This is a genomic window from Kitasatospora sp. MAP12-44 (assembly GCF_029892095.1).
Taxonomy (GTDB): domain Bacteria; phylum Actinomycetota; class Actinomycetes; order Streptomycetales; family Streptomycetaceae; genus Kitasatospora.
Genome location: NZ_JARZAE010000004.1, coordinates 8,635,943 through 8,655,012 on the forward strand (window position 1 = coordinate 8,635,943; position 19,070 = coordinate 8,655,012).

A 19,070-nucleotide genomic window follows, 5' to 3' on the forward strand; every position below is an offset into this window, starting at 1 on the left:
GCTGGACCCTAGGGACCGCACAGGCCGGCACAACAGACTGAGGGCAGAGCCGCAGGAACCGCGCAGCACCGAGGAGGCGCGCCATGCCCGCCGCATCTGTCTCGCACCGGCACCCGTACTCACACACGCTTCTCTCGCGCCAGCTGCGGCGCGCCGTCGGGCAGGACCGCAACCCGCTCTGCCGCCCGGTCGACCGGGCCCGAAGCCGGCTGCTGCTCACCGTCACGGTGACCCTGGCGCTCTGCGTGGCCATCAGTACGTTGCTCGCCTTGGCCCAGCTGGACGGCATGCTGGCGCACGCCCACCAAACCGCCCAGCACCGCCACCAGGTGACCGCCACCACGCTGGCCGCCGTAGGCGACAACCCGGCGTCGACCGCCACCTCGGCGAAGGCGGCCTGGGACTACCCGCGGACCGGCCACCGGATCGGCGTCGTCCCGGTACCGCCCGGAACGGCGTCGGGGGTTCGGATATCGCTCTGGGTCGACGACAGCGGGAATCCGGCAGCGCCGCCGCAATCCGACGGTCGGCTGGAGACGACTGCCGGAACGTACGGGCTCGGCGCCTTGGCCGTGACAGGTGCAGCGGTGTGGGCCGGCTACGCCGTCCGCCGCCGGGCGCTCGACCGGCGGGCCGAGTGCGGTTGGGAGCGCGGCTGGCAGCAGGTCGAGCCGTTCTGGTCCGGGCGCAGCCGCCGCCCGGGCAACGGTGAACGCTGAAGGCCCTGGCACCGCCGTCGAAGTCGACGTCAGTCGTGCAGGGTGTCCAGCGCGGCACGCAGCCGGGCCGTCGCCTCGTCCGCGACCGGCGTAAGCTCCGCTCGATCGGTGATCCGCACCATCACCTGCGGGTCCATGGCCTCCACCACGGTGCCGCCGTCGGCAGTGCGGACGACCACGTTGCACGGCAGCAGCACGCCGATCCGGCGGTCGACGCCGAGGGCGCGGTGCGCGAGCGGGGGGTTGCAGGCGCCGAGGATCAGGTAGTCCTCCATCTCCTCCCCGAGTTTGGCGCGAAGCGTCGCCTGGACGTCGATCTCGGTCAGGATGCCGAAACCCTCTGCGGCCAGTGCGGCTCGCACGCGTTCGACCGCGTCTGCGAACGGGAGGTCGAGCCAGACACTGAGTCCGTAGTCCATGGTGGTCTCCGATGCTGAGGGGCCCCTCCATGGTGGCCCGGACAGCCTCTCTGCGCCGCCGGTGTCATGCTCGGTGGGAGGAGGTGATCGGTCGTGAGCGAGGACATCACGCCGTCCGACGGGTCCGGCAGTTCGACCGTGGGCCGCCAGGGCGGGTTTGCCCAGCGGGTGGCGCAGCGCCGCCGACAGCTCGGACTCAGCCACGAGCAGCTGGCCACTCGTGCCGACATGGCGCCCCGCTACCTCCAGCTGCTGGAGGAACTCGGTGGCGACTTCGACAGTGTCGGCCTGCACCGACTGGCAGCAGCTCTGGAGACGACGCCGCAGGAGCTGCTGGAGGGCAGCAGTGACGGTCCGCCCGGGCGGGGCCACGCGGCATCCGGGCAGGCGCTGTGGAAGCTGGGTCCCGAGGAGTCCCGCGACCGGCTCGGCACGCACGGGGTCGGCCGCCTGGCGATGTGCACGCCCGACGGGCCCGCCATCGTCCCGGTCAACTACACCGTCCTCGGCGGAACTGTCGTCTACCGCACGGCCCCCGGCACCGTGACCGCGGCCGAGCCGGGCGGCGAGGTGGCCTTCGAGGTGGACCAGATCGATGAGGCCCGCAGCCGGGGGTGGAGCGTTGTGGTCGTCGGAACGGTCGAGCACGTCACCGAGCCCGCAGCAGTCCAGCGCCTGATGGAGCAGTCCGCGGTGGAGCCCTGGGCGGGCGGCAGGCGTGACCTCTGGGTGCGGATCAACCCGACCCGCGTCACCGGCCGGACCATTCGCCCGGCCTGAGCGCGTCACGGCCGCCAGGTGCGCTCACCCCACTGGCACTACCGCGACCGGGCACTGCACGTGCTGTACGACCGCTTGGCTCACCGAGCCCAGACGCCGCAGGGGCCCGCGTACCGCCCCGTGGCGCCCGACCACGACCAGCTGGTGGGCTTCGGAGAGCGTCACCAGCAGCTTCGCCGCGCCGGAGCGCACGGCGATCGCCGCCACCTCCACGTCGGGGTACTTCTCCTGTGTCCCCGCAAGTGCCTCGGCGAGCAGCCGCTCCCGCTCGGCTGCGACGTGCTCTTCCTCGTACACGGCGGGAAAGGTGTGGCCCGGCCCGTTGACCAGGGGATAGTTCCAGGCGTGCACGGCCTGCAGCGGCAGATTCCTCCTCCTTGCGGCCTCGAAGGCGAAGGCGAGCACGCCCTTGCCGCCCTGCTCTCCGTCCACGCCCACCAGGACGCCGCCGGGAGTCGACCGGGCGTCTCGCGGGTGGACCACGACGACCGGGCACAGGGCGTGGGCGGACAGGTGCAGGCTCGTCGAGCCGACCAGCAGGCGCGAGAACCCGCCGGAGCCGCGGGTTCCGAGGACCAGCAGGTCCGCCTCTTCCGATGCGGCGAACAGAGCTTCGCGGGCGTAGTCGTCCACCAGCTCGGTGGTGACCTCCAGACCCGGGCTGTACATGCGGGCCTGTTCGCGGGCCGCTTCGAGGGCTTCCTCGCCGGTGTCGCGGGTCTGCCGGGTCACCTGCCCGGCCGGCGCGTTCAGGGTCTCGCCGAGCCAGGCGTGCAGGACGTGCAGGGGGACGCCACGCAGACGGGCCTCCTCCGCGGCCCAACCGACCGCGTCGTGGCTGGCGTCCGTACCGTCGATTCCCACGATGACCGGGTGTCTCATCGGATTTCCTAAGACTCAGTACACCAGGGCGGGTGTCACCCCCGACCAGTCGGCCTCCCAGCCGTGGGCGCGCCGTAGGCTGCCAGCAGGGCGGTGCCGGTGCGGGTGTTGGCCGGGTCCGCTGCGGCCGCCATCAGGCGCTCGGCGACGGATGCCTCGGTCTCGGGGGGAATCACCAGCAGTTCCAGGCGTCGTGGGACGAAGGAGCAGACCATCACCTCGTCCGCGTCCTGCTCCTGTTCGAACCAGCCGAGTTGGATGAGGTGGCCGGTGACCGGGACCTCGCGGGGAATGACCGGCCAGTGGGTCGGGTTCACGGTGACGCGGATGATCCGTCCCCACCGGGGGTCCATCTCCGCTGCGAGCGCCGGGAGTTCGTGGACGAGGTCGTGCGAGCGCGGCCACCAGGCCCCATCCAGTCTCCCGGGGGAGGCGCCGGCGGGTGTCAGCGAGACCCGGGCGGGCAGGGCCGGCGGCTGGGCGGTCGCGGATTCGAAGGAAGTAGTCATCTCTGTACCTGCCTAGGGATTGAGTCGGAGTAGCGGAGGGCACTGCGTTTGGCCCGTGCGATGGTTCATGGTTCTGCTCGCTCCGTCATGTTCCGGAGGGTGCTCAGGTCCAGCGTCTGCGCGACCGGGCGGCGGGGAGTGGATGATCCGGGCGGATCGCTTCCAGCGTGCCCTGCCGGCGCCCTGCCGGGCTTGGGCCGTCCGGTCCCCGTCGGTTGCCGGACGGGCCAGTCCGGCCTGGTCAGGGTGCTTGCCGACGGTGCTCGGCGGTGGCCGCATAGACCCCTCACCGGACAGCTCCGCTGCTGCGGGTGGCCGCAGCGGCATCGCTGTCGGTGCCCGGGGCCGGCCCGATGCTGATGAGGGTCTGTACGTCCACGACTCCGGGCACGGATCGGGCCAGCAGGTCGGCCTCGGAGACCACGCCGACGACGCGTCCGTCGCCGGCCAGGACCGGCAGCGCGCTGATCCGCCACTGGCGCAGGTTCTCCACGATCTCCTGGAACGGTGCGTCGCGGCCCACCGCGATCACGGCGTGGGTCATGACGTCGCCGACGGTGTGCGGATGCTTCATGGTGTCCTCCTCGACGGCCGATCACCGGGTCCTGCACGCCGATCGGCGTACTGGCCGGTGCCCGGAGTGGTTCGCTCACCTTCGACGGTCCTCGTGACGGGGACGTTCGCGAAGGGCCGGTCGGGGCGTTCACCCGGGCCCGAAAGTCCCGAGGTCGGCGCAGCTCATTCCCAGGCGGTCTGCGAGCCGGTCCGCGGTGGCGACCGCGGCGTCACTGATGGGGTGTATGGGGGCCGACCACGCCGTGGAGGAGGGGCTTTCCGAGCTCGAGGTCGGTGTCGTCGGTGACGTAGCCCAGGGTGTGGTGGACGGCGACGACGCCGTCGACCGATCGGCAGAGCCGTTCGACGATCGGGATCAGGCTCTTCTGCTCGACGCGGCCGGCCAGGGTGACGACACCGTCGTGCACGGTGACCTCCACCGCAGCCGTCCGGCCTCACCTTGAAGGGGGTGTCGGGCCGGGCGGTGACGACCCCCTGGGTCATCACGTCGTGGACGGTACGGTGCTGCATGGCCCTCACGCCTCCTGGGTGTGGATCCCTGCCGAGAGCAGGAGCGCCCTCCTGCTCCCAGACTGCGCCCGCGCAGCCGCCCCGGCCAGGGCCGATCGGTCCCTGTCCGGCTATCGGGCAACCTGGCTTCTGCGTGGACGGCCACCGTCAGGACTCGGTCGGGGTGATGACGATCTCCCGTTTGAGGATCTTGCCGGTCGGTCCCTTGGGGAGTGCCTCGGTGAGCGTGACGACCCGCGGGTACTTGTAGGCGGCGACCTGTGCCTTCACGTGGTCGCGGATCTCCTCGGCGGTGGCGTGCGCTTCGGGTTTGAGGACCACCACCGCTGCGACCTTTCCTTCGGTGGCCTGGCTGTCGAGCAGGACCGTGAACAGCTCGCCGTGGAGCCATTCCAGGGTCTGCTGCTGGTCTCGTTGGGCGAGGTAGGGCATGGTCATGACGGTCTCCGGGGGAGGTGCGGCGGCGCGTGGGGCGGGCCAGGTGGGGAGGAGGGGAGGCCGGGGCGTCGTTGGCGGCGCCGGTGATGGCACCACGAGCTCCTCGGGCGCCTGAGCTGGCGTCAGGATCGGCGCAGTGACGTGATCACGAAGGCGGGAATCACCGCCGCACCGATGATGAGGTGCAGCAGAGCCAGCAGGAGCTGGTCGGACGGTGTGACGCCGGCCCCGTTGTAGGGGAGACCGCCGACGAGCACCAGAACGGCGAGCGTCGCCCAGATGGCGGTGGCGCGCCGTGGGGCTCGTCGTTCCAGCAGTTCCAGGAGTCCCCAGCCGAGCAGCGGCGGGACGACGGAGCTGGCGATCACCAGGCTGATCAGGATGGACTGGGCCGGCTGGCCGAACACGGCGGGAGTCCTGAGGTCGTAGCCGGCGATGTCGGTGAGGACGAGCACGTACGCGAGGTTCGCGAGGAGACCGATGCCGATGGCGGCCGGTCGGACCGCCCAGCCGGCGGTCTTGGGAGGGCGAGGGGTTCTCGACGGTGTGGTGGCCATGTTGACTGCTCCGTGGGAGGTGTAGGGGGTCAGTGGATGAGGGGCAGGATGATGTGGGAAGGGTGGTCGGCGTCGTGGTGGATGAGGTCGCGGCCCAGCTGGTGGCCGTAGTAGTGGTGGAACAGGCCGTCGGCGACCGGGGAGTCGCCGTTGGCGATCTCCAGGCGGATGCGGCTGCCCTTGGGGAACAGGTAGGAGGTCGGCCAGACCTCGATCTCGTAGCGGACGACGGTTCCCGGCTCGATCGGCTGGGGCGGGTGGGTGAGGTGGGAGGCCTTCAGCCAGCCGCGGGTGACCGTCGCGGAGGGCGGCGGTACGTTCTTGGCGACCCTGCGCATGAGGGTCTGCTTGAGCTTCGGGACGGCCTTCTGCTCGGAGAGCTTGACGTGGAAGTCGGTGTCGCTCTGGTCGGACTCCGCGTACAGCACGAGGGTGATCTTCCCGGTGACCTCGGTGTCGCGCTCCAGCGGCGGGGTGGTGAAGGTGAGGATGCCGCGGGTGGGCTGTGGGATGCCGTCGGTGATCACGGTGGTGCCCACCGTCCACTCGGGGTTGGGGTAGTCGTAGGCGGTCGGCTGCCCGGCCGGCCGGTTGGGCGCCGTGCTGGTGAGGCTGCCGTCGTTGAGTGAGCCGACGGCGTGCGCGGGATCGGGGCTCAGGTAGAGCGCGGTCGGCTCGGCGCGCCGGGGTGGCCATTCGGATTCCGCGCGCGGCGGGCGCCCGGAGCGTCGACGCAGATCCGGACACCGTCGGACGCCGTGACCCACTCGTCTTTGAATGTGTGCATGGCCAACTCCTAATTTCATCGCATGTGGAAATTAATTTCAGCGTATGATGAAACTGTCGCGGACGGCAAGGGAGGTCCTCGACGACCTGCTGCGGAAGGTGAAGTGCGTGACTGGGCGAGGTCCCCGGGGAGAACGCGGAGAACAGGCGGACAAGATCCTCGCCGCCGCCCGCAGATCCATCGCCACCCGCGGCTACGCCGCGACCTCACTGCGGTCGGTCGCCCAGGACGCCGGCGTCGACCCCGGCCTGGTGCACTACTACTTCCGCACCAAGCCCGGACTGTTGGAAGCAGTCATGGAACCCCCCGAGGCGTTCGGCGCAGCCGTGGCCGCCGCCGCCGAACAGCCCCTGCACCAGCGCGGACGCGCGTTCGTGCAGGCCAACCTCCGCCTGTGGGAGGATCCCGCCTCGGCCGAGATCCTGCGCGCCATCATCCTCACCGCCGCCCAGGAACCCGCCGCCATGCAACGCCTGCGGCAGCTGTTCTCCCAACTCGTCCTGGCCGCCGTTTCGCACAGCCTGACCGACTCCGAGCGCAGCCTGCGCGCCAGCCTCATCGCCACCCAGATCGTCGGCCTGGTCATGAACCGCTACATCTGGCAGGTCGGCGACATCGCCACCCTTCCCGCTGACACCGTCACCGACCTCCTCGCCCCCACCATCCAGCACTACCTCGCCGACCCCCTGCCCACGAAGCTCGGCGACAGCTCGACGCTGAGCTGACCGGGTCCGTCCGGGTGCAGGCCGACGAGCCCTGGAGTGGCTGCACGCCGCTCCTCCGGGCAGGGTGGGAAGCGGGTGTTCCGAGCGCCAGAGGCGGTGGACGATGAGCGACGACGAGATGGCTGCGCCACGGATCGTGGTCGGGGTCGACGGGTCGGACCCGTCGAAGGCGGCGCTGTGGTGGGCGGTGCGCCAGGCGGGGTTGATCGGCGGCGTGGTCGAGGCGGTCGCTGTCTGGGAGTACCCGTCCGCCTGGTACGGCTGGACGCCTCCGCAGGCGGAAGTGTTCGACTACGAGAAGAACGCGGGCAAGACCCTCGTCGAGACCATCGACCGGGCCATCGGCCCCGATCGGCCGGTGGAGATCCGCACCCGGGTGGTCCGGGGACATCCTGCCGCCGTGCTGCTGGACGCTGCCCGAGGGGCGCACCTCCTGGTCGTGGGCAACCGTGGTCACGGCGGGTTCGCCGGAGCCCTGCTCGGCTCGGTCGGGCAGCACTGCGTGCAGCATGCCTCCTGCCCGGTCGTCATCGTGCGTGGCCCCGGGGAAGGCAGCGGCGACTGAGGTCGGCTCCGCCCAGATGAAGGCAGTACCCGCCCCGAGCGCAGGGAGGATACCCGTGGACCGTCCGTCCAAGGCGGACCCTCCGCACGTGCCACGCCTTCAGCTCGACGACCTGCTGGACGAGCCGCAGACGAGGCTGGACGTGGCCCGGGGGACCAGGGACCGGGTGCACGGCCTGCTGGAGGCGGTGCTGTCGGTGGGCCGGGAGCTGGAGCTGGGCCAGGTGCTTCGGCACATCGTGGAGGCCGCGGTGGCGCTGGTGGATGCCGAGTACGGGGCGCTGGGAGTGATCGGCGAGGACCAGTGGCTGTCGCAGTTCGTCCCGGTGGGCCTGAGCGAGGAGCAGACCCGGCGGATCGGCCCGTTGCCGGCCGGGCACGGTCTCCTGGGCGAGCTGATCCGCCATCCCGAACCGCTGCGCCTGGCGGAGCTGTCCGGGCATCCGGCCTCCTACGGATTTCCGGCCCATCACCCGCCGATGCACAGTTTCCTCGGGGTGCCGATCCGGGTGCGCGACAAGGTCTTCGGCAACCTCTATCTCACCGAGAAGCGCGGCGGCGGGGAGTTCGACGCCGAGGACGAGGCGGTGCTGGCGACGCTGGCGGTGGCCGCCGGGGTGGCGATCGACAACGCCCGGCTGTACACCCAGGCGCGGTTGCGCGAGCGTTGGCTGCTGGCGACCGGCGAACTCACCAACAGTCTGATGTCGGGGCACTCCCAGGAGGAGGTGCTGGATCTGCTGGTCGTCCGAGCCGGTGAGATCGCCGGCGCCGATCTGACCGTGGTTGCTCTGCCGCTACCGGGCTCCCACGAGCTCGAGGTGCGGTTCGCCGTCGGCCTGGCGGCGGAGGCCCACCGCCGACTGGTCCTTCCATTGGAGGGCTCCTTCGCGGGGGCAGCGGTCCGCAGCGGGGGGCTGGTCACCAGCGTCGACGTGAGCAGGGACCCGAGGATCACGGCTGGTCCGCCGCGGTGGGAGGGCCTGGGCCCGGCGGTGGCCGTCCCGATCGGCACGACCGAGGGTGGTGTCCGCGGGGTGCTGATGCTGGCCAGGGCGGCGGGCCGGCCGGTGTTCGAGTCGCAGGAGTGTGCTCCGTTGCCGGGCTTCGCGGGGCAGGCGGCGGTGGCGATGGAGCTGGCCGAGCGGCGACGGGACTCCGAGCAGGTCGCCCTGCTGGAGGAGCGCGACCGTATCGCCCGGGACCTGCACGACCAGGCGATCCAGCGGCTCTTCGCGACCGGGATGACCCTGCAGGGCGCGGTGAGGCTCATCGAGCACCCGGAGGCCGCCGAGCGGGTGCTGCGGGCCATCGACGATCTGGACGACACGGTCAAGACCATCCGGTCGACCATCTTCGGACTGCGGACCAGGCAGGACGGCCCGGCCGGCAGTGGCCTGCGGGCCGACGCGGTGGCCGCGGTCCAACGGGCCGCCGCCACCCTGGGGTTCGTCCCGGCGCTGCGGATGCAGGGCTTGATCGACCTGCGGGTCTCTCCGTCGCTGGCCGAGGAGGTGCTGGCCGTTCTGGTGGAGGCGCTGTCGAACGTCGCCCGGCACGCGCGGGCCCGAACGGTGGAGGTGGCGTTGGCCGTGGAGGGTGAGTTGGCGCTGACCGTCACCGACGACGGGGTCGGCCTGCCGGACGGCGGGCGCCGCAGCGGCTTGGACAATCTCGCCGAGCGAGCGGCGAGGCTCGGCGGGACCTTCCGAGCCGAGGCGGCCCCGACCGGCGGGACACGCCTGGAATGGCGGGTGCCGCTGCCCTACCTCGGTGAGCCCGGCCGGAACTCAGGATGAGGTGCGAGGGCGGCGCGTGCCCTGGGAACCGTCGGACTGCTCAAGCCTGGTGGCGATGACCGCGGCCTGGATCCGGCGCTCGACACCCAGCTTGGCGAGGATGCGCGAGATGTGGTTCTTCACGGTCTTCTCGGCCAGGTAGAGCTCCTGGCCGATCTGGCGGTTGGTCTCGCCCTTGCCGATCAGGGCCAGCACCTCCTGCTCCCTGGGGGTGAGGTCGGCAAGCCCAGGACCCGCTTGGGGATCGCCGTGGTAGCGCAGGCTCGCCATCAGGTGGGCGGTGGTGGCCGGGTCGAGCATCGACTGCCCGGCGGCGACGGTCCGCACCGCGGTGACCAGGTCGGCGCCCTTGACGTCCTTGAGGACGTACCCCGCGGCGCCAGCCATGATCGCGTCCAGCAGCGCGTCGTCATCGTCGAAGGAGGTGAGCATCAGACAGGGCAGCTCCGGCATCCGGGAGCGCAGCTCCCGGCAGACACTGATCCCGTCGCCGTCGGGAAGCCGGATGTCCAGCACGGCGACCTGGGGCCGCACCGCGGGCCCCCGGGCGAGCGCTTGTGCGCAGGTCCCGGCCTCGCCGACCACCTTGATGTCCGGCTCTGCCTCCAGCAGGTCCCGCACGCCGCGCCGGACCACCTCGTGGTCGTCGAGCAGGAACACGCGGATCGACTGCGGGTCGCAGCTTTCGCTTGTGTCCATGGGTGCTCCCGCCGGGGCGGATCCGGAGTGTCATCTCCGAGTGTGCCGGGAAGGCCGGAGCCCGGCCCGTCGAGGGGAGCCGCCGGGCGTTGGCGACGCTGCTGCGCCACGGCCAGGAGGAGGCCACGGTCTGCTGCGCCGGTGGCGCCGCTCATCGGGGTCGTCACCCGCTTCGTGGTGCGGTGCGGCATCGACTCGATCTCCGTGGCACCCGACAGCTGCGTCGCGGTGAAGCAGCACGTGGCCGCCGCGGAGCAGGACCGGCCGAGCTGCGGCTCGGCCGTTCGGCTCCGCACCGGCGTGCCGTTCCCCTGAGGCCGGGCGAGACTGACGCCGTACCTGCCCAGGAAAGGGGCCGACCATGGCGGTGGCAGCGGCGTCTGCGGAGCGAGTGCTCGCAGCGCCCGTGGATCTCAACCACACCGGGCATTACGTCCATTGGGGCGTGGTGCAGATCTCGGTGGCGAACCTGGTCGTCGTCGGCCTGATGGTGCTGGTCTTCGTCGCGGCGGTGCTGCTGCCGTTCCCGAAGGGGCGGGGGCGCAGGTGAGCGACCCCGCGACGTCAAGGGACGTCCGCCCCGGCGGGTGGACCGGGGCGGTACGCCGGTACGCCGTCCGCACCCTCCCGCCGGAGAAGCTGCTGCCCGACACCCAGCCCGCGTACATGGCCTCGTGGATCTACGTCTTCGGCGTGCTCACCGTGTCGGCGCTGGTCGTGGTGGTCGCCACCGGATGCCTGCTCGCCCTGGAGGGCCCCGGCTGGTGGCACGTCTCCGGCGTCGGGAAGTACGTCAACAGTCTGCACCTGTGGGGTGTGGAGCTGTTCATGTTCTTCATGGTGATCCACCTGTGGGGCAAGTTCTTCATGGCCGCTTGGCGCGGTCGGCGGGCGATGACGTGGATGACCGGGGCGGTCTGCTTCCTCGCCTCGGTCGGCGCCGCCTTCACCGGCTATCTGACGCAGCAGAACTTCGACTCGCAGTGGATCTCCGGGCAGGCCAAGGACGGCCTCAACGCGGTCGGCATCGGTGCCTGGTTCAACGTCCTGGACTTCGGCCAGATGCTCATGTGGCACATCGTGCTGCTGCCCCTCGCCCTGGGCGCGCTGACCGGCCTGCACGTCCTGCTGGTCCGTCGCCGCGGGATCGTGCCGCCGATCGACGCCGCGCTCCCGGAACCGGGCGCCGTCCAGGGGCGGCCGTGAAACCGCTCTCCCGCCGTGCGGCGGAGCCCGAGTCCGCCGCGTTCCCCACTCGCCCGTACGACCTGCTCAAGGAGTTCACCATCGCGCTGGTCGTGGTGGCACTGCTGACCGCGGGCCTCGCCGCGCTGTTCTCCTCCCCGGACGACAAACCGGTCACCCTGGCGGCCTGGTCCGCCGCCGCCCCGGGCGACTTCACCGCGACGGCCGTCGCCGAGCTCGGCGCCACCAGCACGACGGCGCAGTACGGTCCGCCGTACAACGACACCCCCGGCGCGGGCCAGAAGATCGGTCCGCTCGGCCTGCAACGGGCCGCCGGCGTGCGGATCCCGGTCGACACCGCCGAGGACTTCGTCCTGCGCCCGCTGCGCCAGGCCCCCGAACCGGCGGAGGTCACCGCCGCGCTCGCCGCCTGGAGCGCCGCGTCGAGCGACCGGCAGCAGACGTGGACCGCGGCCTACTCCGACGCGCTCGGCAAGGCCCCGGGCGGCGACCCCGCCCAGGTCGCCCCGGGCGACTACGGACCCGTCCCGGTACTGGCCGGACGGCTGCTGACGCTTGCCCAGGCCGGCGGCCTGGACGGACAGTTGCTGGCCCAGGGCCACTTCTACCAGACCGACTACACCAAGCCGATGCTCTTCCTGACCGACGGCGCCTACCTGGCGGGCCTGGCCGACGCCCAGCACCTGTCCGGCGACCAGTGGGGCATGATGAACGAGACCGGGAGCTACCCGGGGCAGGCATGGCTGTGGCTGTACACCTTCTGGTACCAGATCGACCCGTTCAAGAGCTCGACCAACGCGGACGCCCTGATCTGGGTGCTCATGGCGGTGCTCAGCCTCGGTCTCGTCCTGGTGCCGTTCATCCCCGGCGTCCGGTCCGTCCCCCGGTGGACGAAGGTGTACCGCCTGATCTGGCGCGACCACTACCGCGAACAGCGGTAGCGAAGCGGGCTCTGCACCGGCCGGTCAGCTCTCGGCGTGGCGGATCACGACGACCGGGCAGTGTGCGTGCTGCACGCAGTGCTGGCCCACCGAGCCGAGCAGGGCGCCGGAGAAGCCGCCGTGGCCCCGGCTGCCGACCACCAGGAGTTCGGCCCGCCGAGCCCTGTCCAGCAGTACCTCTGCGGCGTTGCCGAGCACGACGCTCTCGCGGACCTCCACCGGCGGGTCGTCACCGACTACCTCGGCCACTGCCTGGGCGATCATCTTCCCGGTGGCGTCGGGAAGTTCGGGATCCACCCCGGTCATTCCCCAGCCGTACACCGTCGGGTACGCCCAGCAGGCGACCGCGTCCACCACGGCACCGGTCCGCTGGGCCTGATCGACCGCCCAGCGCAGCGCGGCCTTCGAGGACGGCGAACCGTCCACTCCGACCACGATCCGACTCCCTGCCGACTCTTCTGCACTCATCTCGCACCTCGCTACTCGGTTGACAGTCTCAGGCTGCTCTTTCGGCGCGCGGGCGCCCAGGGCCGGACGGCCCCGGGCACGGGCCCGTCCGGACGGCCGGCCCCACTGCGGGGAGCCGCCGGAGGTTGCTGGTCACACATGGGGAACCACCGCGATCGGACACTGGATGTGGTGCACCAGGGCGTGCGCGGCGGGTCCGATGCGTGGGGTGCCGTGTCGGCGGATCCGGCGTCCGAGGACGAGCAGGTCGGCTCCGGCCGGGGTCGTCGCGTGCTGCCGGCGCGCTGGTCCACGCATCGCCATCCTCGCGCAGAGCCCCCGGCCCCGCATCGTGGCCGAACGGACGGTCAGCCGGTCGGGCGGCCCCTTATGGGATGCGTCGCGGGCACGCTCCGCTGCGCGATCCGGGAGACGTCGTGGCCGGTGACGATGCCGACCAGTCTTCCGGCGTCGAGCACCAGGATCCGCAGCGGCATCGTCACACCCGGTCGCTCCAGTGCGTCGAGGAGGCTGTCGTCGGGCGCGGCCTGTGCGCAGCGCGCGAGAGGGATGGCCACCTCGCGCGCCCGTAGTTCGCCCCTCCGCGCGGGCGGGACCGTCGCGAGTCGGCGCAGCTCGACGATGCCGCTCGGGTGTCCGTCGAGGTCGAGCAGGGGGATCGCCGAGTGGCGGCCCCTCGTCGCGACCTCGACGAGGAATCGGTCCACGGTCAACCAGTCGGCCCCGGTGACGACGGGTGAGGACATCGCCTGGGCCACCAGGACTCCGCGCAGCGCGCTCTCCAGCGTGGCGCGGCGGACCTCGGCCACAGCGGACATCGAGACGAAGAAGCCGACGAGCATCAGCCACAGGCCGGCACTCGCGCCGTGGGTCAGCTCGACCCAGCCGGCCACGGCCATCAGCGTTCCAGCGACCTGGCCGGTGCGGCCGGCGACCCGCTGCGCCTGCTCGCGGTCGCCCCGGCGCCACCAGATCACTGCTTGGAGGACCCGTCCGCCGTCCAGAGGTGCGGCGGGCAGCAGGTTGAACGCGCCGAGCAGCAGGTTGGCCCAGCCGGTCCAGAGCAGCACAGCCGAGGGAATCGCCCAGTGGAGCGCATGCTGCGTCGCAAGACCGGCGGCGATCGCGACTCCGCCGAGCGCCAAGCTGGTCAGGGGCCCGATCACCGAGACGGCGAGGTCGACCCGGGGAGTCCGGGCGCGACCCATCCGGGTGACCCCACCCAGCCCCCAGACCGTCACGTCCTCGACCTCGATTCCGGCCCGTCGCGCGGTGACCGCGTGCGCCGCCTCGTGCGCGAGCAGGCTCGCCATCAGCAGCAGCGCACCGAGGAGGCCGGCCGTGGTGTAGACGGTGGCGGAGCGCCCCGGCGCCCAGGCGGGGAGAGTGCTGCTGCTGAGGCTGTCGGCCAGGAGAAGGACCAGCAGGGGCGCGCTCCAGTGGATGCGAAGCGGCACGCCGAGGATCCGTCCCAGGGGTACGGTGCCCTTCATGGTGTCCCTGCCTTCTGGTGTTACCCCGCTGCCGGGGCCGGCCGGGCCGGCTGGTGCCTGCTCGGTCGGTACGGAGGCCACTTCTATCGTCGTCCTCATTCCCTTTCTCATTCGCGACTGTGCCGCCCCGGCTCTACTCCCACGCGACCGCACGTAGTAGATGTCCTGTCGCAGAGCAGCTGGCGGATTCTCGCTCGGTCTCATCCGTGTTGTCGGATTCTCACCGAATTGGCTCTGAGCGGCGGACTTTGATGGGGTGACCGCACCCATCCACCTGGGACTGAGGAGCTGCTCCTGAGCCCAACACGACAACGGTTGGCGGTATGTGGGATCGACGACTGGCCCGTGTTCGCCACGCTGATCGGCGTGGGGAACACGGGCCAGTGTGGGAGCGGCCTCAGCTGAGCAAGAAGGCTCCGGTGAGGTCCACGATGACGTCGTCCCCCGAAGTGGCGGTGAGGGAGTAGGCGTACTTGCCGCTGGGTGAGTCACTGGGACATGGGAGGGTGACGGCGAACGTGACCGGGCCAGGCGCAGTCGGGGCGGTGCTGCCGGCGAAGAGTTGGGCCCAGTCGTCGCTCTGCTTAGCAATGGCGATCATGCCGTACTTCAGCAGGGTGTCGACCTTCGCACCGCTGGCGGGGACCTTGCGCAGCTTCCCGGAGATGGCGATGCGCAGGTCAGCGCCCTTCACCGGAGGGTCGGGCGTCAGGACATCGTTGATGACCTCCATGAGGTTGGTGCCTGAAGGGTCGTTGACCTGGTAACTAGCCATGCTGCACACAGTAGCGTGACGATTACAGGGCGATGCCGGTTTCCTGCCCTTCAGCCTGCTGCCGGTTGGCGCAGTCGACGCAGGCAGGGGTCGAGCGGGTGCCGGGGCTCCAGCCGCACCCTCGCGTCCACGCAGAGCAGTCCGTCGGGGGTGGCGATGATCGGGTTGAGGTCGGCCTCGGCGAGATGGGGGAGGTCGTCGGCCAGCCGGGAGAGTCGGGCGAGCAGGTCCTGGACGGCCATCAGGGCCGGTCGGGCCAGTCCGGCCCGACCGGCTGTACCCCTTCCGGCCCTGGGGGCCCGGTCGGCCGCTGCCGAGAATGAAACAGGCAACTGCTGAAGGGCGGGGTGAGAACGATGAGCGACGACGGTGCGCGAGCGGCGCCCGAAGTGGTCTCCAGGATTCGACAGGTGCGGGCCCGCCGAGCCGCGGCGGCCGAGGCGGTCAAGGGCGGCTGGCCGGAGTGGGAGCGCCTGACCGCCGAGGCCGTCGGCACCTTCTTCCTGGTCCTGGTGGCCGCAGGTGCGGGCGTGGTCGCTGCGGTGTCCAGGGGGGAGGTGAGCCCGGCCGCGCAGGCTGTCGCGCCGGGTGCCATGGTGCTCGCGCTGATCTACGCACTGGGGGAGACGTCGGGTGCCCACCTCAATCCTGCGGTGTCGGTGGCCTTCGCGGCCCGCGGGGACTTCCCCTGGCGCCGGGTGCCGGGATACGTCCTCGCCCAGACGGTCGGGGCGTTCGCCGCGGCGGGCCTACTGCGCGCGCTGTTCGGCACGGTGGGCCGACTGGGGGCCACCGTGCCCGGTCCGGGGGTGGGGGACGGCACCGCGCTGGTCCTGGAAATCGTGCTCACCCTGGGTCTGGTGACGGTGATCCTGGGAACAGCGTCCGGGGCCCGCAACATCGGTCACAACGCCGCCATCGCGGTCGGCGGCTACGTCGTGCTGGCCGGGCTCTGGGCCGGTCCCGCCAGCGGCGGATCGATGAACCCCGCGCGCAGCCTCGGCCCCGCCGTCGTCAGCGGCAGCGCCGGCCAGGTGTGGATCTACCTGGTGGGGCCGCTGATAGGTGCGGTGCTCGCCGTTCCGCTCGCTTGGATCCTGCGCGGGCCGCACTCGGCGGCGGCTGTCCTGGCGGCCCAGGGCCAGCGGGCTCGTCTCGTGAAGGAACGGACCGACATCGGCCCCACCGGCAATGCAGTAGCCGAGCCGTCGGCCGTCTGCCCCGAGTGCGGTAGGCCGCTCGACTGACCGCACTCCACCCCGGCTGCCCTCGGGAGCCGGGAGGGGGAGGCTGGAGGGGGACGGTCAGTGCGTGCGAACGGACGGAAGGAGAACGCGATGCAGTCGCAGAGGCGCTCAGCCGCGGTCGTCGGAGTCGACCCCGAGCACCCCAGCCGCATGGTGCTCGCCTGGGCGGCCGACGAGGCCCACCGCCGCGACCTGCCGCTGCGCCTGGTGCTGGTCTGTCGACCGCCGACACCCGTGAGCGCGCGGCCGCTGCTCTGGGCCGAAGCGGACGAGGAGGCCAGGCTGATCCATGCGGCGGGGGAGTGGGCCCTCGGGGAGGCGGCACGCTTCGCCGGTGAACGGCAGCCAGGGCTGGTGGTGGACGTTGTGCTGGCGGAGGGTGAGCCGGCTGAGGTCCTGCGCTTGGAGGAGCAGGGGGCGGCGCTGCTCGTCCTGGGCTCGCAGCACCTCCCGGCAGTGCGGGAGCTGTTCACCGCCGGTTCGGTGGCCGTCTCGCTGATCGCGCACGCGAGCTGCCCGGTGGTGGTGGTCCGGGACCCCGAGCACGTGACCCGGCAGCCCCCCTACCTGGTGGTCGGAGTGGACGGCAGCCCGGTGTCGCAGGCCGCGGTGGACTACGCCTTCGCGGCCGCCTCCAGGCGTGGCGCGGGACTGCGGGTGATCTACGGACTCCACACCGGACGCCCCGACCGGCTCGACGAGCACCAGGCCGAGCAGGAGGCCCGCCGAGTGGTCGCCGAGGCCACGGCCGGGCGCGCCCAGGTGTACCCCGATGTCGACGTGACGCACGACGTGGTGCGCGGTCACCCGGTGGCCGTCCTGTCCGAGGCATCCGAGCACGCCTTGGCCCTGGTGGTCGGAACACGCGGACGCGGCGGCTTCACCGGCATGCTGCTGGGCTCCGTCAGCCAGGGCGTGCTGCACCACGCGCGCTGCCCGGTCGTCGTCGTGCCCGGACCGTCGGGTGACCGCGACCGGCGGGACGGCGGCGGCGCCCCCTGAGCTCCACCCGTCCAGGGACGATCGGCGGTGTCACTCGGTGACCCGGTCGGCTGCGAGGTCCGCCAGCGCGGTGTCGGCCCGGCTCATGGCGTAGCGCTGCACGTGGACGGCTGGGCGGTGCCGGGCCGTTTCGGCCAGGTAGGCACGGCCGTCCTCTGCCCGGCAGGATCGCCGTCGTCGAGCCTCGGAAGGCGACGCGGACCGGCGGCTGGCGGCTCTCGCGCAGGCTGACGGTGACCGTGTGCCGGTCGACGGCGATCCGGACGCCCCAGTGGCCCCGGTAGCGCAGGTCGAGTTCGAGCCGGCCGAGCGCCGAGGGCAGGCGGGGGTCCAGCCAGAGGGTGTCCTCGCGGATCTCCAGCCCTGTGTAGCAGCGGTGCAGGAGGTCGACGGCGCCGGCCATCGCGCCGAGGTGGACGCCCTCGGCGGTGGTGCCGTGCTGGAGGTCGAGTCGGCTGCCCAGCCGTCGCGTAGCCGGCTGGTGCGGTGCGGCTCGTGCGGTGTCGCCCGGGTGCGGGCGGCGAGGGCGATGTGCAGGGGCGATCCGGCGGTGGCGACCTGCAGCCAGAGCGTGCCGTCCTCGTCCAGGCCCTGTCCGGCGGGTACCAGGTGGCGGCTGGTCAGGCCCCGGTAGCGGGCGACGCCGGTGTTGGCGACGGTGCCGTCCAGGGCGGAGCGGACTTCGAGCGGGCCGGACCAGTTCTCCGCCAGCAGCTCGGTCTCCAGCACGGCCAGGTGAGGCTGGGCCTGGCTGGCGATCCGGCGTTGCACGAGACGGGTGCGCCGGCCCTGCGCGTCCACGACCAGGGCGTGCCGGGTGAGCACGCCGCGGCGCAGGTCGAGGTCCATCCGCTGCTCGGCCGGCGGCCCGGCGTGCCCGTCGCGGGCGGAGGCGGCCAGCGGAGCGGTGCCCCTGCGGACGTGGGGGTCAGGTGGGCACGACGGCGACCGGGCAGCCGGCGTGCAGGACGGTGGCCTGGCTCGTCGAGCCCAGGCGGCCGAGCGGGCCGCGCGGTTCGCCGTGGCGGCCCACCACGACCAGCTGGTGCTCGCGCGAGCGAGCCACCAACTCCCCGGCCGGATGGGCCCGCACCGCCGACTGGGTGACATCGACCTGCGGGAACCGTTCACGCCAGCCGGCCAGCACCTCGGCGACCAGCCGGCGCTGCTCCGCGCCGATGTGGGTCTCCTCGAAGATCGGAGGATTGGCGTGGCCGGGCATGGCGATCAGCGGGTAGGACCAGGCGTGCACGGCGAGCAGTGGCAGGTGCTGTCGCTGGGCGAAGTCGAAGGCGAACGCCAGGACCTCCTCGTCCCCGTGGTCGCCGTGGATGCCCGCGACCACCCCGCCTCTGCCGGGCTCGGTGTCGGTGGGCCGGACGACCACCACCGGGCAGGTCGCGCGCGCGGCGACGAAGAGGCTGGTGGAGCCGGCCAGCAGGCCCGGGAACCCGCCCGACCCGCGTGCCCCCAGCACCAGCAGGTCGGCGCCGTGTGCCGCCTCGGTCATCGCGTCGCGCAACCGGCCGTCCAGCAGCTCGATCGAGACTTCCAGGTCCGGGTGCTGCCGCAGGGTCCGGGCGAGGGCCTCGTCGAGCAGCGCCTCGCCGGCTTCTCTGCTGGGTGGTGACTCCTGGCCGTCGGGCGTCTTCGTGGTCTCCTCGACCCAGATGTGCCGGACGCTCAGCGGCTCGGTTCGCAGGACCGCCTCGTCGGCCGCCCAGTCGAGCGCGTGCCTGCTGGCTTGTGATGAGTCCACACCCACGATGACCGGCTTGCCCATCGTCGGCTCCCTTCGCTCGCGGAGGACGACCTTGTCCCCGCCGGGTTCCTGGTCGGTGCTGTCGATTCAGGCTATGTCTGCGGTCGCCCTGCGGCAGGGCGGGCCACCGCATGCACTGTCCCCAGGTGCCGGGATGCCCCCAGAGGCCCACCCTCCGGGGCCGACCGGCCCTGTGCAGGCCGGGCGGGCAG

At 71.9% G+C, this 19,070-nt stretch carries 25 protein-coding genes and 2 pseudogenes; 11 read left to right on the top strand and 16 right to left on the bottom strand.

Translation table 11 applies throughout. The annotated features are described in order from the left end of the window. Window positions 1-83: 83 nt before the first annotated feature. Window positions 84-719, top strand: a complete 636-nt coding sequence (locus P3T34_RS38780) for a hypothetical protein (protein WP_280671408.1) — start codon at window positions 84-86, stop codon at window positions 717-719. Window positions 720-748: 29 nt separating this feature from the next. On the opposite strand, the gene P3T34_RS38785 is transcribed toward P3T34_RS38780, so the two are convergent. Then, window positions 749-1,138, bottom strand: coding sequence for a DUF302 domain-containing protein (locus P3T34_RS38785; protein ID WP_280671410.1), 390 nt, complete (start codon window positions 1,136-1,138; stop codon window positions 749-751). Window positions 1,139-1,231: 93 nt separating this feature from the next. Between P3T34_RS38785 and P3T34_RS38790 the strand changes: the two genes are divergently transcribed. After that, complete coding sequence (locus tag P3T34_RS38790) at window positions 1,232-1,918, top strand: pyridoxamine 5'-phosphate oxidase family protein (RefSeq protein WP_280671412.1); 687 nt, start codon at window positions 1,232-1,234, stop codon at window positions 1,916-1,918. Window positions 1,919-1,942: 24 nt separating this feature from the next. On the opposite strand, the gene P3T34_RS38795 is transcribed toward P3T34_RS38790, so the two are convergent. The 7 genes and pseudogenes from P3T34_RS38795 to P3T34_RS38825 form a co-directional block, all read right to left on the bottom strand. Beyond that, window positions 1,943-2,800 (bottom strand): universal stress protein, encoded by an 858-nt coding sequence (locus P3T34_RS38795; RefSeq protein ID WP_280671414.1) that lies wholly within the window; start codon window positions 2,798-2,800, stop codon window positions 1,943-1,945. A gap of 35 nt (window positions 2,801-2,835) precedes the next feature. Next, window positions 2,836-3,309, bottom strand: a complete 474-nt coding sequence (locus P3T34_RS38800) for a DUF5994 family protein (protein WP_280671416.1) — start codon at window positions 3,307-3,309, stop codon at window positions 2,836-2,838. A 400-nt stretch (window positions 3,310-3,709) separates the two neighbouring features. After that, window positions 3,710-3,883: pseudogene (locus P3T34_RS38805) on the bottom strand (CBS domain-containing protein); the annotation flags it as partial. A gap of 211 nt (window positions 3,884-4,094) precedes the next feature. Further along, a complete protein-coding gene (locus P3T34_RS38810; RefSeq protein ID WP_280671418.1) occupies window positions 4,095-4,304 on the bottom strand; it encodes a BON domain-containing protein in 210 nt (69 codons plus the stop codon). Window positions 4,305-4,542: 238 nt separating this feature from the next. Beyond that, window positions 4,543-4,731, bottom strand: a pseudogene (locus P3T34_RS38815) (long-chain fatty acid--CoA ligase); the annotation flags it as partial. 224 nt (window positions 4,732-4,955) lie between these two features. Further along, entirely contained in the window at window positions 4,956-5,390 is a 435-nt protein-coding gene (locus tag P3T34_RS38820; RefSeq protein ID WP_280671420.1) for a DUF6069 family protein, read from the bottom strand. 29 nt (window positions 5,391-5,419) lie between these two features. Next, on the bottom strand, window positions 5,420-6,157 hold the full coding sequence (locus P3T34_RS38825) for a CocE/NonD family hydrolase (protein ID WP_280671422.1): 738 nt from the start codon (window positions 6,155-6,157) through the stop codon (window positions 5,420-5,422). Window positions 6,158-6,284: 127 nt separating this feature from the next. Here P3T34_RS38825 and P3T34_RS38830 point away from each other — a divergent pair, with 127 nt between their 5' ends. From P3T34_RS38830 to P3T34_RS38840, 3 genes are all read left to right on the top strand, one after another. Beyond that, window positions 6,285-6,902: a TetR family transcriptional regulator gene (locus P3T34_RS38830; protein WP_280671424.1), complete on the top strand. Its 618-nt coding sequence runs from the start codon at window positions 6,285-6,287 to the stop codon at window positions 6,900-6,902. 103 nt (window positions 6,903-7,005) lie between these two features. Next, window positions 7,006-7,467: a universal stress protein gene (locus tag P3T34_RS38835; RefSeq protein WP_280671426.1), complete on the top strand. Its 462-nt coding sequence runs from the start codon at window positions 7,006-7,008 to the stop codon at window positions 7,465-7,467. A gap of 16 nt (window positions 7,468-7,483) precedes the next feature. Then, window positions 7,484-9,265, top strand: a complete 1,782-nt coding sequence (locus P3T34_RS38840) for a GAF domain-containing protein (RefSeq protein ID WP_280671428.1) — start codon at window positions 7,484-7,486, stop codon at window positions 9,263-9,265. On the opposite strand, the gene P3T34_RS38845 is transcribed toward P3T34_RS38840, so the two are convergent. Continuing rightward, on the bottom strand, window positions 9,257-9,964 hold the full coding sequence (locus tag P3T34_RS38845) for a response regulator transcription factor (protein WP_280671430.1): 708 nt from the start codon (window positions 9,962-9,964) through the stop codon (window positions 9,257-9,259). The genes P3T34_RS38840 and P3T34_RS38845 overlap by 9 nt on opposite strands. Before the next feature lie 141 nt (window positions 9,965-10,105). Here P3T34_RS38845 and P3T34_RS38850 point away from each other — a divergent pair, with 141 nt between their 5' ends. Genes P3T34_RS38850 through P3T34_RS38865 form a run of 4 tightly spaced genes read left to right on the top strand, consistent with a single transcriptional unit; the run spans window position 10,106 to window position 12,111 of the window. Beyond that, on the top strand, window positions 10,106-10,279 hold the full coding sequence (locus P3T34_RS38850) for a hypothetical protein (RefSeq protein ID WP_280671432.1): 174 nt from the start codon (window positions 10,106-10,108) through the stop codon (window positions 10,277-10,279). Window positions 10,280-10,325: 46 nt separating this feature from the next. Beyond that, complete coding sequence (locus P3T34_RS38855) at window positions 10,326-10,514, top strand: hypothetical protein (RefSeq protein ID WP_280669972.1); 189 nt, start codon at window positions 10,326-10,328, stop codon at window positions 10,512-10,514. Next, the gene (locus P3T34_RS38860; RefSeq protein ID WP_280671434.1) at window positions 10,511-11,170 is read left to right on the top strand and encodes a cytochrome b N-terminal domain-containing protein; all 660 of its coding nucleotides are present in this window, start codon (window positions 10,511-10,513) and stop codon (window positions 11,168-11,170) included. The genes P3T34_RS38855 and P3T34_RS38860 overlap by 4 nt, the downstream gene beginning before the upstream one ends. Then, window positions 11,167-12,111, top strand: a complete 945-nt coding sequence (locus P3T34_RS38865) for a hypothetical protein (protein WP_280671436.1) — start codon at window positions 11,167-11,169, stop codon at window positions 12,109-12,111. Before P3T34_RS38860 ends, P3T34_RS38865 begins: the two co-directional genes overlap by 4 nt. Window positions 12,112-12,135: 24 nt before the next feature. Here P3T34_RS38865 and P3T34_RS38870 read toward each other — a convergent pair whose 3' ends face one another. From P3T34_RS38870 to P3T34_RS38890, 5 genes are all read right to left on the bottom strand, one after another. Then, a complete protein-coding gene (locus P3T34_RS38870) occupies window positions 12,136-12,579 on the bottom strand; it encodes a universal stress protein (protein ID WP_280671437.1) in 444 nt (147 codons plus the stop codon). A 132-nt stretch (window positions 12,580-12,711) separates the two neighbouring features. Continuing rightward, window positions 12,712-12,876: a universal stress protein gene (locus tag P3T34_RS38875; RefSeq protein ID WP_280671439.1), complete on the bottom strand. Its 165-nt coding sequence runs from the start codon at window positions 12,874-12,876 to the stop codon at window positions 12,712-12,714. A gap of 50 nt (window positions 12,877-12,926) precedes the next feature. Next, entirely contained in the window at window positions 12,927-14,072 is a 1,146-nt protein-coding gene (locus P3T34_RS38880) for a site-2 protease family protein (protein ID WP_280671441.1), read from the bottom strand. Window positions 14,073-14,469: 397 nt separating this feature from the next. Next, entirely contained in the window at window positions 14,470-14,847 is a 378-nt protein-coding gene (locus P3T34_RS38885; protein ID WP_280671443.1) for an ML domain-containing protein, read from the bottom strand. A 50-nt stretch (window positions 14,848-14,897) separates the two neighbouring features. Continuing rightward, on the bottom strand, window positions 14,898-15,179 hold the full coding sequence (locus P3T34_RS38890; protein WP_348534742.1) for an acetate--CoA ligase family protein: 282 nt from the start codon (window positions 15,177-15,179) through the stop codon (window positions 14,898-14,900). A 24-nt stretch (window positions 15,180-15,203) separates the two neighbouring features. On the opposite strand from P3T34_RS38890, the gene P3T34_RS38895 reads away from it, so the two are divergent. Together P3T34_RS38895 and P3T34_RS38900 are read left to right on the top strand one after the other, a co-directional pair. Continuing rightward, the gene (locus P3T34_RS38895; RefSeq protein WP_280671445.1) at window positions 15,204-16,094 is read left to right on the top strand and encodes an aquaporin; all 891 of its coding nucleotides are present in this window, start codon (window positions 15,204-15,206) and stop codon (window positions 16,092-16,094) included. 90 nt (window positions 16,095-16,184) lie between these two features. Next, window positions 16,185-17,096, top strand: coding sequence for a universal stress protein (locus tag P3T34_RS38900; protein WP_280671447.1), 912 nt, complete (start codon window positions 16,185-16,187; stop codon window positions 17,094-17,096). 30 nt (window positions 17,097-17,126) lie between these two features. Here the strand turns inward: P3T34_RS38900 and P3T34_RS38905 are convergent, their stop codons facing one another. Together P3T34_RS38905 and P3T34_RS38910 are read right to left on the bottom strand one after the other, a co-directional pair. Then, a complete protein-coding gene (locus P3T34_RS38905) occupies window positions 17,127-17,945 on the bottom strand; it encodes a hypothetical protein (RefSeq protein WP_280671449.1) in 819 nt (272 codons plus the stop codon). Window positions 17,946-18,024: 79 nt separating this feature from the next. Continuing rightward, window positions 18,025-18,879, bottom strand: coding sequence for a universal stress protein (locus tag P3T34_RS38910; RefSeq protein ID WP_280671452.1), 855 nt, complete (start codon window positions 18,877-18,879; stop codon window positions 18,025-18,027). Window positions 18,880-19,070 lie beyond the last annotated feature (191 nt).